The organism is Streptomyces sp. NBC_00075 (assembly GCF_045041225.1).
Taxonomy (GTDB): domain Bacteria; phylum Actinomycetota; class Actinomycetes; order Streptomycetales; family Streptomycetaceae; genus Streptomyces; species Streptomyces adonidis.
The window spans coordinates 9551811-9565540 of the sequence record NZ_CP108243.1 but is presented as its reverse complement, the minus strand read 5'-3'; the positions used below and the strand labels follow the sequence as shown (position 1 = coordinate 9565540).

Below are 13730 nucleotides of genomic sequence, written 5' to 3'. Positions count from 1 at the left end.
GGGGCGCGGGGAACTGCGCGCCCAGCCCCCACCGAACCCGCAGCCTCACACCGAACCGCGTCAAAACTCCCCTGCATCCAACTCGGCGAGCCGCGCCGCCGCCCCCGCGTCCAACTCCGCCAACGCCCGCAACTGCTCCGGAGTGATCCCATCGGGAATCGGAATCGGCGCCGGCGTCCGCAACGGCGGCCGCCACCCACCGTCCGGCGTCCACCGGCGCACGACCTTGGCCGGAGCCCCCGCCACCACGGCGTGGTCCGGCACCGTACCGCGCACCACCGCACCGGCCGCCACCACCACGTTCCGCCCGATCCGCGCCCCCGGCAGAATCACCGCACCGGTGCCGATCCAGCAGCCCGGGCCGATCTCCACCGGCTCCATGCGCGGCCACTGCTTGCCGATGGGCTCGTGCGGATCGTCGTACGAATGATTGGTGGACGTCACATACACATACGGCCCGAAGTAGCAGTCGCTGCCGATGGTGACCGTCGTGTCGGCGATGACATGGCTGCCACGGCCGAGGACGACTCCGTCGCCGATGCGGAGTATCGCGTCCGGCCCCATGTCGAGGTCGGGCATCAGTCCGGCCGTCAGAGTGACCTGCTCCCCGACGATGCAGTGCGACCCCAGCTCGATCCAGGGTTCACCGAAGACCGTGCCCAGCGGGAAGGCGAGCCTGGTACCTGTTCCCATCGCCCGGAAGGCCAGCCGCCCGGGGTTCTCGGCGGTCACGGAACCCGTGCGCTGCACCCAGGCCCAGCCGGCGTGCACCGCGCGCTGCGCCAGCCGACGCCGCCATGACGAGAACGTGTTCTTGGGCTTGGGCACCCGCTCACCGTACTCACGGCCGGCCGGGCCCAGCATGCGCGGGACCTGTGATCTTCACCCCACGGAGGTGGCGTACGGTCTGGGGTAATCCAGGACCAGGAGGCGAGATGGCGCACAAGGCGTTGATCACCGGCATCGGCGACAGGGAACCGAAAGTGGACGAGGGGGCCTTCGTGGCACCCACATCCACGGTGATCGGGGACGTGACCCTGGAGGCGGGCGCGAGCGTCTGGTACGGCGCGGTGCTGCGCGGCGACGTGGAGCGCATCTCGGTCGGCGCCGACAGCAACATCCAGGACAACTGCACCCTGCACGCCGACCCGGGCTTCCCGGTCACCATCGGCGAACGCGTCTCCGTGGGCCACAACGCGGTCGTCCACGGCGCAACGGTCGAGGACGACTGCCTCATCGGCATGGGCGCGACAGTCCTCAACGGCGCGGTGATCGGCACAGGCTCCCTGGTAGCAGCCCAGGCCCTGGTCCCCCAGGGCATGCAGATCCCCCCGGGTTCACTGGTGGCAGGCGTACCAGCAAAGGTCCGCAGGCAACTGACGGAGGAAGAGCAACAGGGAGTCACCCTGAACGGCACCCACTACGCCCAGCTGGCCAAGGCCCACAAAGAAACCCACGAGTAGGCGACCCACCCAGGGGCGCGGGGAACTGCGCGACAAGCCACGGACGGCCCGCGCCCGAACTCACTCAGAAGCCCCCACGGCGCTCTCCACTTCGGCTTCCCGCGGAGCACCCATCTTCTTCGCCTTGCGCTTGAGCACCAACATCGAAGTCAGCCCCAAGACCACAGCCAGAACCAACCCCAGCCAAGAGAACCGCTTCAACCAAGACTCGGCGACAACTCCGACGTAATAGATGACGGCGGTAGTCCCACCCGCCCAAACGATCCCACCGAGCACATTGGCGATCAGGAACTTCCAGTACGGCATCCGCAGCACCCCCGCGAGGGGCCCCGCGAAGATCCGCAGCAAGGCAACGAACCGCCCGAAGAAGACGGCCCACATACCCCACTTCTCAAAGGACCGCTCAGCCGTGGCGATGTGCCCCTCCCCGAAGTGCCGGGGGAACTTCCCACCCAGCCACGCCAGCAACGGCCGACCACCCTTGCGACCGATCGCATAGCCGATCGAGTCACCGATGATCGCACCGGCACTGGCGCACGCCCCGAGGACGAACGGATCGATCTCACCGTGCTGGGAGGCGAGCAGCGCGGCGGAGACCAGAATGATCTCGCCCGGCAGCGGAATGCCCAGACTCTCCAGCCCGATGACCAGTCCCACCAGCGCGTAGATACTGACCGCCGGGATCGTCTCCAGCCACTCCTGCACGTGCAACGCCGGTGTCCTTCCGATCTCGTCGTACGTCTGGTAGGCCCGAAGCCTACCGGGTCACGGTGACACCGAAGACGTCTCCGCGTCCCACAGATCGCACTGGTGTTCCCGCCCGACTTCGCCCCTCAGGACGTTCCCACCCGCCGAACTTGTCCGCAGCGAGAGCACCACGCCGGGGTGACCCGGCATCGTCGGCTGCCCCTCCGCACGCGGAACACCACCCCTCAGGAAAGACCCCCAGTACTCGACCATCTGTCGCGACAGCACCCGCTGCTCGGCGTCGAACGGCGACTCCAGACCGAAGTGCTTGAAGAGGTACTGCACCTCGTTCACATGGGTCGCCCCGAAGTCGAAGTCCGTACCCAGGTTCCGCAGCGAGGCGAACGGCGGCGAGGTCCGGTCGGCGAACTCGTACGTGTAGACCGGGCCGCGCTTCGCGAGCACCCTGTCGAGCCGCAGCGCGGGGCAGGCGAACAGTCCGTCGCCCTGTGCGGTGCCGTAGGCGATGCTCGGCGAGGGGTGGGCCGACAGCGGGTAGCGCTCCAGGGCACGGTCGCCGAAGGCGGCCCGCATGACCGTGGGGTACCGCTCGGCGGTGAGCGGGGTGCCGTTCGCGTCGAAGGCGGCGAAGGCGAACATCCTGCCCTCGTCCCGGTTGGCGCCGTTGAGCACCGGCACCCGCGCGGCGGCCCCGTTCGCGAACGCTTCGTAGGGCTGCACGGGCAGGAAGGCCCCGCCGGTCACCGGGGCCCAGTCGAAACCGCCCTGCGCGGCCAGGACCTCGGCGGCGGACTTGGACCGGAGGCAGGCAAGAGCGCCGGCACCGGTGCAGCCGAGCCTCTCGGCGAAGGCCGCGCCCTGTGCCGTCGCCGACGTGTGCGGACGCGCCGAGCAGTCGTTGTACGCCCCGCTCTGCACAATTCCCGCCCGGTACAGGCCCGTTGAGGTCGGCGAGGCCAGCTGCGTGCACACCGAACGGCCGCCGGCCGACTCACCGGCGATGGTCACCCGGCCCGGATCGCCCCCGAAACGACCGATGTTGGCCCGCACCCAGCGCAGGGCCGCCTGCTGGTCGAGCATGCCGAAGTTGCCGGAGACCCCGCCGCGAGCCTCGCCGTCGAGGGCGTCCGTGGCGAGGAACCCCATGGCTCCGAGGCGGTAGTTGACGGTCACGACGACCGCGCCGGTACGCCGGGCGAAGGTGTCCGGCACGACGTCCTCACCGGCGCCCGCGGTGAGCCCGCCGCCGTGCAGCCAGACCAGCACGGGAGTACGTACGGCGCCTGGTGGGACGTACACATTGAGGTCGAGGCAGTCCTCGGTGTGGCTCGGCTGCTCGTAGCCGGGGTCCCAACTCGACGTCTGTACGCACCTGTTGCCGAACTCCCCCGCCGTACGCACCCCTAGCCACGGTTCGACCGCCCGCGGGGCCCGCCAGCGGAGGGCGCCGACGGGTGGCTCGGCATACGGGATGCCGAGGAACTGCCGTCCCTCGGCGGTGACTTCGCCTCGTACCCAGCCCGCGTCGGTACGGACGAGGGTGCCGCCCGGCGCTGCCTGCGCCGCCGGGACGGGGGTCACGAGCAGGGCGGCGACGGCCAGGAGACCGACCGCCGGCCGACGAAGCCCGCGACCACCTCCGCCCCGTTCCCGTTCGCCTCGGTAGTCGATGTGGGTCATGGGCCGTCGCTCCTTCTGTGGGGGGAAGGTGATCGCGCCGGGGAACCTAGGACCGACAGTGACTCGTGTCAATCACCTGGGCCCAGGAGCGACCCGACGGCCCCCGTGATCGAGCCGACCGTCTGTACGACCGCGACGACGACCGGCTCCGCCGCGTCCAGCGGCTGCGGCGGTGCGGCCGTGGCGGGGGCGGGGTCCGGGGCGGGCTCGTCGCAGCAGTCGTCCACGACGAAGCGGGTCTCGAACTGCTCGTCGGAGGTGGCCTCGGGCGAAGGCGTGGATGTGGGGGCAGGTGCGGGCGACCCGGCCGGCCCCGAACTCCCCTCCCCGGCATCGGACTTCGGCCCCTGCTGCCCGGACTCCCCGCCCTTCGTGTCCTTGTCGGCCTTGTCGCCCTTGCCGTCCTTCGCCCCCTCGCTCTTCTTGCTGGAGTCGTCGGACGCGGACGACTCGGAGTCGAGCGTCCAGGTCTCCCCCGCCGCCCCGGTCCTCGTCCTGACAACGACGTCCGCGCCGGCGCGGAGCGAGACGGGCACGACGACCAGTTCCTCGCGCCAGCGGGGCAGCAGTTCGCCCTGGACGGTGAGGTCGTAGCGGACCTCGTCGGCGTCCGCTGCGTCGGCGCCGACGCAGCCCGTGAGGACGACATCCCCGTCGGCGGCGTGCGAGTCGAGGCACAGGCTGGGTTCGGCGAGGCTGCGCAGGAGGCCGTCGTACTCGTACGACCACTGCTGGGTCGCGGCGGACGAGCACACGGCCAGCCGGGTGCCGGCGCCGGCCACGACCCGGCCGCCCCGGATGTCCAGGCACAGGCCCGTGGCGACATGGCGCAGCCTGCCGCGTTCGGCCATGCCGGGGTAGGCGGCGGCCGAGGCCGAGGGCGTGCCGTCGCTCGGCGACTGGGAGTCCCGTCCCTGGGCGGTGGGGTCCTGGGAGGCGGATCCCGGGTCGGCCGAGTAGCCGCTCGCCGCGCCCCAGGTGGCCATCGGTACCGTGTTCTCGTCCGACCAGTTCCGGGCGGTGAGCACGGTCGCGAGCAGCGCGAGGGACAGGGCGCCGACCCCGACGGCCACGGCCCGGGTGCGCCGCCGCGGAAGGCCGAACCGCTCGTCGGGCAGCGGGAGATGGGCCATGAGGCGATGGCGGCCACCGCCGCCGGGACGCCCGCCGCCCCGGCCGGACTGCTTGCGGGGGTAGGCGCCCGGGCCGCCGCGGCCCGGGCGGGAGTCGAGATAGCGGCGGGCTCCCCAGCCGAGCACGGCTTCGGCGAGCAGGGTGCCGAGTTCGCCCTCGAAATGGCTGAGTTGCTCGGCCGCGTGCCGGCAGTGACGGCACGCCAGCAGATGCTGTTCGACATCGGGCAGCAGGGCGCCGCCGCGGCGGATCGGGACGTCCAGGAGACGGTTGTAGAAGCGGCATTCCTTCGTCGGCGCGAGTTCGCGATGCGCGTGTACAAGTGCGGTCCTGAATTGCTCGCGCGCCTGCTCCAGCGCTGTCGAAGCGCTTCCGGAGTCCACCCCCAGCAGACCGGCCGGTACGGAAATGGGCTCGGCCTCGACCTCGGTGTGCCAGAGGAGGCACTGAGCCGCTCTCGGCAGGACGCCGAATGACCGCTCGGCGAGTTGCCGCTTTTCGGATGTCCGGGCTCTCGCCGCGCGTAGACCACGCGCGCCGGTGGTTTTGCGGAGTTCCGGGAGCAGCACCGAAATTCCGTCCTCGGCGGACCACTCCCGGACCGTTTCCCGTACCGCGACGAGGAGTTGGGGCCGCACGGCCTGATTCGACTCGCTGCGCTCCAGCCGCCCGAGCACCCGGTGAAAGGCCGAGGTGGCCGCCATGGTGGCGAGGTCCCCCTCGACCGCGAGGCAGATGGCCGCGTAGTCGTACGTCGCCTGCCAGTGCCGTGCCAGGAGCAGCGCGACGGCGTACGCGCTCTCGCCCTCCGCCCGCCCGCGCAGTCGCGCGGCGAGGTTCATGTCGGATTCCCCGGGGCTCGCGCCAGGACGAGGCGGGTAGGGCGGGCGCGGTGGGTGAGGGGATTGCACAGAACCAATTCCTTCCAAGCCGCAGGACGGCGCGAGCGAATTGCACATCCACCGGAAAGCAGGTGCCTGATTGGTTCGTACCTACGACTCGTCACCTGTGGGACTCGGGTCGACCGGCACGTAATCCCGAGCGGGAAAAGGGGGTCTGACCTCCGCCCCCGCGCGAGGAGGCTCACACTCGCACACCCGTCTCACAGGAAACAAGGAGTTCGAGTGACCGAAGTTCAAAACGAAGAGAATTCAGATGTGTTACCACCGGTATCCGCACCGGCTTTCGAAATCGAACCCGGATGGGCGCCAAGTTGTGTGCATGAGCGCTCCGATGGCACACACAATCTTCAACTTCGGGCCCGGTCAGAGGTGCAGGTCACCGAAGCCGACCTGTGAACGACTCACGGCGGGCCCACAGGGTGCTCCCACCGTTCTTTCGGGGGTTTCTCATCCCCGTGCGCCAGCATGAGCCGCATGATCGTCCCCCACACCTCACCCAGGACCGTCCGCAAGGCGGTCGTCCCGGCCGCCGGTCTCGGCACCCGCTTCCTCCCCGCGACGAAGGCGACACCGAAGGAGATGCTGCCGGTCGTCGACAAGCCCGCCATCCAGTACGTCGTCGAGGAGGCCGCCGCGGCCGGACTGGACGACATCCTGATGGTCACCGGACGCCACAAGCGGGCCATCGAGGACCACTTCGACAACGCGGCGGAACTCGAACAGGCGCTGGCCGCGAAGGGCGACACCGTGCGGCTTGACGCGGTGCGCGATCCGGCCCGCCTGGCGAACATCCACCACATCCGCCAGGGCGACCCGCTGGGCCTCGGCCACGCGGTGCTCTGCGCCCGCAACCACGTGGGCGACCAGCCCTTCGCGGTCCTCCTCGGCGACGACCTGATCGACCCGCGCGAGACCCTGCTCTCCTCGATGCTGGACGTGCAGGCCCGGTACGGCGGCAGCGTGGTCGCGCTGATGGAGGTCGACCCGGCGCAGATCCACCTCTACGGCTGCGCGGCCGTGGAGCCGACCGACGAGGACGGGGTCGTACGCGTCACGGGCCTGGTGGAGAAGCCGTCAAGCGAGAACGCGCCGAGCCGGTACGCCGTCATCGGCCGCTATGTCCTGGACCCGGCCGTCTTCGGAGTCCTGGAGCGCACCCCGCCCGGCCGGGGCGGTGAGATCCAACTGACCGACGCCCTCCAGGAGTTGGCCACCGGCGACACGGTCCACGGTGTCGTCTTCGACGGCCTCCGCTACGACACCGGCGACAAGGCGGACTATCTGCGCACGGTCGTCCGCCTGGCCTGCGACCGCCCGGACCTGGGCCCCGAATTCGCGTCCTGGCTCAAGGAGTTCGTGGCGGGGCTCGACGGCGGGAGCGAGCGGGTGGCCGACGACGACGGCAGGAACCGGATCGCGGCCTGAGAGGTCCCGGCCGGCTCAGCCGGACCGTGCGACGCGGAAGCCGACGTCGTCGACACGGAAGGTCGGGTGGCTTCGGCGGCGTACCGAGGCCCGGCAGCTCCAGTGCTCGTCGAACCACCCGCCGCCGCGCAGCACCCGGTAGGTGCCGTAGACCTCGGGGTCGTAGAGGTCCCAGCACCACTCCCACACATTGCCCAGCATGTCGTACAGGCCCCACGCGTTGGCCTGCCTGCCGCCCACCGCGCGCAGCCGCCCGTCCGAGTTGCCGCGATGCCAGGCGATGTCGTCGAGCGGGCCGTAGCGGGCGCCGTCCGTACCGGCCCGGCAGGCGTGTTCCCACTCGGCCTCGGTGGGCAGCCGGTATCCGTCGGCCGAGGTGTCCCATGCGACGTCGTCGGCGTCCAGCCGATACGCGGGGGCCAGTCCCTCACTCTCGGAGAGCGCGTTGCAGAACCGGACCGCGTCCAGCCAGGAGACGCTCTCGACGGGCAGTCCGTCGCCCGGCGCGGTGCTCGGCGGGCGGCCGGCGATCCGCTCGTACCGGCTCCGGGTGACCGGACAGGCCGCGAGCCGGTAAGGGGTCAGGTCCACCGGCCAACTGCGCTGTGTGCGCCGGTCGGACAGCGTCACGCGTCCCGGCGGGACGGCGATCATCTCGGGTTCCGGGCTGGCGTCCATGAGCGGCCGATCGTATCAACGACCGCCCCACGAACGACTTCTGAGTGGGCGTCAGCTGTTCGGGCGCAGGGTCCAGATGACGGTCATCTCGCCCGTGACGGCGCCGTCCTCGCGCTGGATGGCGACGGTCACCGGGAACTCGGGGCGCTTGCCCTCGTCGAGTTCGGCGACGACCTCGGCGGCGGGGCGGCCGAGGGTCGCGGTGGCCTTGACCGGGCCGAGCGCGATCTTCTTGAACGCGATCTCGGCGGTGACGGGCAGCGGTACGGCCCGGGACAGCTGATCGCCGAACGCCGCGAGCACGATCGCGCCGCTGGCCGACTCGCCGAGCGTGAACATGGCTCCGGCGTGCGGTCCGCCGACATGGTTGCGGTACTCGCCCTGGTCCGGCAGCGCCAGGACGGCCTTCTCCGGGGTGGTCTCCAGGTACTCGAGGTTCAGCGTACGAACCATCGGCACCGTGGCGGTGAGAAGTTCGCCGATCGACATCTGGTCTGCGCTCATGCCCGCATGTTACCCACGAGTAGCCAATTCTGACCAGATACGGCGGGTCGATCCCCGTATCGTTACCGGCCATGTGGCCAGAACAGCAGCCGCCCGGGGGCGAGCAGAACCCGCAGGACCCGCACAGTCCGCAGCACGCGCAGGTCCCGCCGCACAATCCCTACCAGCAGCCGGGCTATCAACAGCCGAACCCGTACCAGCAGCCCGGGTACCAGCAGACCGGGTATCCGCAGCCCAACCCCTATCCCCAGCCCCAGCCCGGATGGGGCGCTCCGGCGCCGATGGGCACACCGCAGCCGCCGTCGGGCGGGGACGGGGGCGGGAACCGGACGAAGATCACCGCGATCGTCGCGGCCACCGCGGTCGTGATCACCGCCGGGGTGACCGGGTTCCTCGTCCTGGGCGGCGACAAGGAGGAGACGGCGAGTTCGGGCGACAAGGGCAGGCAGTCGAGCCAGTCCGCCCCCGCCTCGCCTTCCACGGACCCCGCCGATTCGGCGTCCGCCTCCGCATCCGCTTCCGCGCCGGCCTCGGACGACAACCCGCGGGACTCCCAGGCCGAGCAGCCGACCGTCGCGGGCTGGAAGGTGGTCGTGAATCCGAAGTGGGGCACGGCCTTCGACGTACCGGCGGAGTGGGAGGTGAAGTCGCCGGGCACGCTGATCGGCTTCGAGGACACCGACGCCAAGCCCCTCATCACCATGTCGGCGCCCGCGTACTACAAGTCGAAGTGGTGCGTGTCGGACGACGACAAGGACGGCCGTACGTCGGACACCGCGCTGGCGGCCGTGGGCACCAAGGGCGCGAGCGGCGCGAAGAACGCCGACGAGGTCGCGCTGAACCAGGTGCCCTGGTGGGTCTACGGCGGCTACACGCAGCCGGACAGGAAGAGCCTGGTCTTCGACGAGAAGGCGACGCCGTACACGACGAAGTCCGGCGTCACGGGCAGCCTCGCGCGGGCCCACTCGAAGAACACACCGCAGACCGGCAAGTGCGCCAGCGACGGCAAGGCCATCACCTTCGGCTTCAAGAACTCGGCCGGCGACTACGTGGCGTGGAGCCTGTACGGCGCCACGGGCGTCACCGGCGAGGTCCCCGAAAAGACGATCATGCAGATCCTGAGCACGGTACGGCTCCACGGGGACCCGACGGGGGCCTGAGGGGCGGGGCTGGGGCCTGCCGCGGCAGCGGCTGATGCACGCACCAGACGCACCGGACGCCGCCGGGCCCGCCCTCCGGGCGGACGACGGGACTTGGCGGACACGACCTGGCACCGGTGACCGGCTGAAACCGGCCGGTCCCGGTCGCGAAGGGTCGGAAAACGGATTGGCAAGTCGGCGGCGGGCCGCGATAGTCGCCCGGTGACCTCCGCCGACTCCCCCGCCATACGCCCGCGGCGCCCCTCCTGGGCCGGCCGCAACTACATCCTGCTGACCGCCTCGGCGGGTGTGACGAACCTCGGCAACAACGGGGCACTGGTCGCCGCCGCGTTCGCCGTACTGGAGGCGGGCGGCGACGCCGGCGACGTGGGGCTGGTGGCGGCGGCACGGACACTGCCGCTGGTCCTGTTCCTGCTGATCGGCGGCGCGGTCGCCGACCGACTCCCCCGGCACCATGTGATGGTCGCCGCCAACGCCGTCAACTGCCTCTCGCAGGCGGCGTTCGCGGTGCTCGTCCTGGCCGGCGAGCCACAGCTGTGGCAGATGATGCTCCTGACCGGGCTCGGCGGCACCGCGCACGCGTTCTTCGGCCCGGCGTCCGAGGGCATGCTGCTGTCCTCGGTCGAGGGCGAGCAGGCCGCCCGGGCCTTCGCGGTGTTCCGGATGGCGATGCAGAGCGCGGCGATGGGCGGCGCGGCCCTCGGCGGCGCGATGGTCGCCGCACTGGGGCCCGGCTGGGTCCTCGCGGTGGACGCGGCGGCGTTCGCGGTCGCCGGAGCACTGCGCTCCTTCCTCGACGTCAGTCACATCCCGGCGCGCGAACCGGGCGGCGGGATGCTCTCCGATCTGCGCGAGGGCTGGCGGGAGTTCTCCGGGCGGACGTGGCTGTGGGCGATCGTCGTCCAGTTCGCCGTCGCCAACGCGGTGATCGGTGCCGCCCAGTCGGTCTACGGCCCGCTCGTGGCCCGCGACAGCCTCGGCGGGGCGGGGCCCTGGGGACTGGCGCTGTCCATGTTCGGGGCGGGCACGGTCGCCGGGGCCCTGCTGATGATGCGCTGGAAACCACGCCGTCTGCTCCTCGCCGGCACGCTCTGCGTGTTCCCTCTGGCCCTGCCCCCGGCCGCGCTCGCCGTTCCGGTCCCGGTGGCCGTGCTCTGCGCGGTGATGTTCGTGACCGGCCTGACGATCGAGGTGTTCGGCGTGAGCTGGATGACCGCGCTGCACCAGGAGATCCCCGAGGACAAGCTCTCCCGTGTCGCCGCGTACGACTGGTTCGGCTCGGTCGCGATGCTCCCCCTCGCCATGGCGTTGGCGGGCCCGGCGGAACACACCTTCGGCCGTACGGCGTCCCTGTGGGGCTGCGCGGTCCTGGTCGTGCTGGTGACGGCGGCGGCCCTGTGCGTACCGGACGTACGGAACCTCACCCGGCGCACTTCGAAGACAACCCGGGACACGGCCCAAGAGGCCCCGGTGAAGGGCGAGTTGGAGAACACCGGCGGCTGATCCGCCCACCGCCCTGGCCCACCGACCGTCAGCCGATGCCGAAGGCCCCTTCCGGCGGCTCCGGTGACGGCACCGCGTCCTCGTCCCGCACGGGCGCGGCGCCCCCGATGAACTCCCTCAGCGCGGGCCCGTGTTCGAGCCGCGCCGGAAAGGCGTCGGAGGCGACGCGCCGGGCCAGCGCTGCCGCGTCGAGAGGCCGATGCGCGGCGACGAGCACCGCGTTCCCGAACCGCCGTCCCCGCAGCACACCCGGCTCGGCGATCAGCGCCAGCTCCTCGAACACCGCGGAGAACGTGGCGAGTTGGGACCGCAGAAAGGCGAAGGGCGCGCCATCGGCCAGATTGGCAAGATAGACCCCGTCCCCGCGCAGCACCCGCTCGGCCTGTTCGGCGTACGCGAGGGACGTCAGATGCGCCGGGACCCGCGAGCCACCGAACACATCGGCGACAAGCACATCGGCGGAGTCGTCGGGGGCACTTTCGAGCCAGGCCCGGGCATCGTCCGCGTGCAGGACGATCCCCGAACCGACGGGCAACGGCAGATGCTCCACGACCAGATCGAGCAGCCCCCGATCGGCCTCGACGACATCCTGCCGGGACCCGGGCCGAGAGGCGGCCACATACCGGGGCAACGTCAACGCACCCCCACCGAGATGCACCACGTCCAACGCCCGCCCCGCCTCGGCAACGGTGTCCAGCACATGCCCAAGCCGCCGCGCGTACTCGAACTCCAGGTAGGTCGGCTCATCCAGATCGACATACGACTGAGGAGCCCCATCGACGGTGAGCAACCAGGCCCGCGCGCGATCGACGTCGGGCATGAGCTTGGCGAACCCATGATCGACGGCACGGGCAACGGGAAGGGACTCGGTCACCTCGTCATTGTGCCCGCACTACAGCGCCCCGTTAGGGGCGCGGGGAACTGCGCGACCAGCCACACCCGGCCGGCAGCCCCCCACGCACAGAAACCACCCTCACTCGACGGCGGTAACAGTCCCCGCCCCCACAGTCCTCCCACCCTCACGGATGGCAAACCCAAGCCCCGCCTCCAGAGGCACCTCGCGCCCGAGTTCGACGGTCATGGAAACCCGCTCCCCCGGCCGCGCGACGGCGACCTCCCCCAGGTCCACGTCCCCGACCACATCGGCCGTACGGATGTAGAACTGGGGCCGATACCCGGTGGAGACGGGCGTCGAACGCCCACCTTCCCGTGTCGACAGCACGTACACCTGCGCGGAGAAGCGACGGCTCGGGACAACACTGCCCGGCGCCGCGACCACATGCCCGCGCCGGACGGAGTCCCGCGGCACCCCACGCAACAGCAACGCCACACTGTCCCCCGCCTGCGCCTCCTCCATGGGCTTGCCGAACGTCTCCAGCCCCGTCACCACGCTCTCCAGCCCCGCGCCGAGCACTTCGACCCGGTCACCCACCCGAACCGTGCCCCGCTCGACCGCACCCGTGACCACCGTCCCCCGGCCGGTGATGGTGAGCACGTTCTCGACGGGCAACAGGAACGGCGCGTCCAGATACCGCTCGGGAATGGGCACATACGTGTCCACGGCGTCGAGCAGCGCGTCGATCGAGGCAGTCCAGCGAGGGTCCCCCTCAAGGGCCTTCAGCCCCGACACCCGTACGACGGGTACCGCGTCGCCGCCGTACCCCTGCGCGGTGAGCAGGTCACGCACCTCCAGCTCGACCAGGTCGGTCAGCTCCTCGTCGCCCGCGTCGGCCTTGTTGAGGGCGACGACGATGTGGTCGACGCCCACCTGCCGGGCCAGCAGGACGTGCTCGGCGGTCTGCGGCATGATCCCGTCGAGCGCGGAGACGACGAGGATCGCCCCGTCGAGCTGCGCGGCCCCGGTGACCATGTTCTTGACGTAGTCGGCGTGACCCGGCATGTCGACGTGGGCGTAGTGCCTGGTGTCGGTCTCGTACTCCACGTGCGCGATGTTGATGGTGATGCCGCGCGCGGCCTCCTCCGGGGCGCGGTCGATCCGGTCGAACGGGACGAACGTGCCGGAGCCGCGCTCGGCGAGCACCTTGGTGATGGCGGCGGTCAGGGTGGTCTTGCCGTGGTCGACGTGGCCCATCGTGCCGATGTTGAGATGCGGTTTCGTGCGGACGTATGCCGTCTTGGACATGGCGGTACCTCGAAGCCTTTGCCTGCGGTACTTCAGTGATGGCCCCGGGCGCGGAGAACGCGGCCGGAACGGGGACCCCGGGGAAGTTCGCCGACCCTCCCCCTGCGGGGTCCGCCGGACGATCCGGGAAGGGTCAGCTTCGGGCGCCGTCGACGGTGGCCACGATGATCGGGACGGCAGCCTTCGGGGCATCCGCGACCGCGGATGCTGCGAGGAGGAAGGCGTACCGGAACATGAGGCCGATCATCGCCGACGCGTCACCGCACGTCGAATGGTTTTCCGCCGGTTCTCCGCGGACCAGTGGCGCATGTCACCGACGGACCGTTTCCGCAGGGTGTGGGCGCACGTGTCACTCGGCGCGCCGGGAGTTCCCCTCGTTGTTCCCCCGTTGAGACGAACCATACGGCGATCACACATACACGTCGGTTAG

Annotated in this window: 12 protein-coding genes; 4 read left to right on the top strand and 8 right to left on the bottom strand. The window is 70.8% G+C overall.

Annotated features, from left to right (window positions below):
* Window positions 1-60: 60 nt before the first annotated feature.
* Window positions 61-828 carry an acyltransferase gene (locus tag OG787_RS41930; protein ID WP_369032587.1) on the bottom strand — a complete coding sequence of 256 codons (768 nt, stop codon included), beginning with the start codon at window positions 826-828 and terminating at the stop codon, window positions 61-63.
* A 107-nt stretch (window positions 829-935) separates the two neighbouring features.
* Here OG787_RS41930 and OG787_RS41925 point away from each other — a divergent pair, with 107 nt between their 5' ends.
* A complete protein-coding gene (locus OG787_RS41925; RefSeq protein WP_369032588.1) occupies window positions 936-1463 on the top strand; it encodes a gamma carbonic anhydrase family protein in 528 nt (175 codons plus the stop codon).
* 60 nt (window positions 1464-1523) lie between these two features.
* On the opposite strand, the gene OG787_RS41920 is transcribed toward OG787_RS41925, so the two are convergent.
* The 3 genes from OG787_RS41920 to OG787_RS41910 form a co-directional block, all read right to left on the bottom strand.
* A complete protein-coding gene (locus OG787_RS41920) occupies window positions 1524-2174 on the bottom strand; it encodes a DedA family protein (RefSeq protein ID WP_405538781.1) in 651 nt (216 codons plus the stop codon).
* A 54-nt stretch (window positions 2175-2228) separates the two neighbouring features.
* Entirely contained in the window at window positions 2229-3851 is a 1623-nt protein-coding gene (locus OG787_RS41915; protein WP_405538779.1) for a carboxylesterase/lipase family protein, read from the bottom strand.
* 68 nt (window positions 3852-3919) lie between these two features.
* On the bottom strand, window positions 3920-5827 hold the full coding sequence (locus OG787_RS41910; protein ID WP_405538778.1) for an RICIN domain-containing protein: 1908 nt from the start codon (window positions 5825-5827) through the stop codon (window positions 3920-3922).
* A gap of 534 nt (window positions 5828-6361) precedes the next feature.
* On the opposite strand from OG787_RS41910, the gene galU reads away from it, so the two are divergent.
* Window positions 6362-7312, top strand: a complete 951-nt coding sequence (galU, locus tag OG787_RS41905) for a UTP--glucose-1-phosphate uridylyltransferase GalU (RefSeq protein ID WP_405538776.1) — start codon at window positions 6362-6364, stop codon at window positions 7310-7312.
* Between the two features lie 15 nt (window positions 7313-7327).
* On the opposite strand, the gene OG787_RS41900 is transcribed toward galU, so the two are convergent.
* Window positions 7328-7990: a formylglycine-generating enzyme family protein gene (locus tag OG787_RS41900; protein WP_405538775.1), complete on the bottom strand. Its 663-nt coding sequence runs from the start codon at window positions 7988-7990 to the stop codon at window positions 7328-7330.
* A 51-nt stretch (window positions 7991-8041) separates the two neighbouring features.
* The gene (locus tag OG787_RS41895) at window positions 8042-8479 is read right to left on the bottom strand and encodes a DUF4442 domain-containing protein (RefSeq protein WP_369032640.1); all 438 of its coding nucleotides are present in this window, start codon (window positions 8477-8479) and stop codon (window positions 8042-8044) included.
* Window positions 8480-8565: 86 nt separating this feature from the next.
* Here OG787_RS41895 and OG787_RS41890 point away from each other — a divergent pair, with 86 nt between their 5' ends.
* Together OG787_RS41890 and OG787_RS41885 are read left to right on the top strand one after the other, a co-directional pair.
* Entirely contained in the window at window positions 8566-9654 is a 1089-nt protein-coding gene (locus OG787_RS41890; RefSeq protein ID WP_405538774.1) for a hypothetical protein, read from the top strand.
* A gap of 201 nt (window positions 9655-9855) precedes the next feature.
* Entirely contained in the window at window positions 9856-11157 is a 1302-nt protein-coding gene (locus tag OG787_RS41885; RefSeq protein ID WP_369032595.1) for an MFS transporter, read from the top strand.
* Between the two features lie 28 nt (window positions 11158-11185).
* On the opposite strand, the gene OG787_RS41880 is transcribed toward OG787_RS41885, so the two are convergent.
* A complete protein-coding gene (locus OG787_RS41880) occupies window positions 11186-12031 on the bottom strand; it encodes a spermidine synthase (RefSeq protein WP_369032596.1) in 846 nt (281 codons plus the stop codon).
* A 99-nt stretch (window positions 12032-12130) separates the two neighbouring features.
* Window positions 12131-13300 (bottom strand): elongation factor Tu, encoded by a 1170-nt coding sequence (gene tuf, locus OG787_RS41875; RefSeq protein WP_369032597.1) that lies wholly within the window; start codon window positions 13298-13300, stop codon window positions 12131-12133.
* Window positions 13301-13730: the final 430 nt, after the last annotated feature.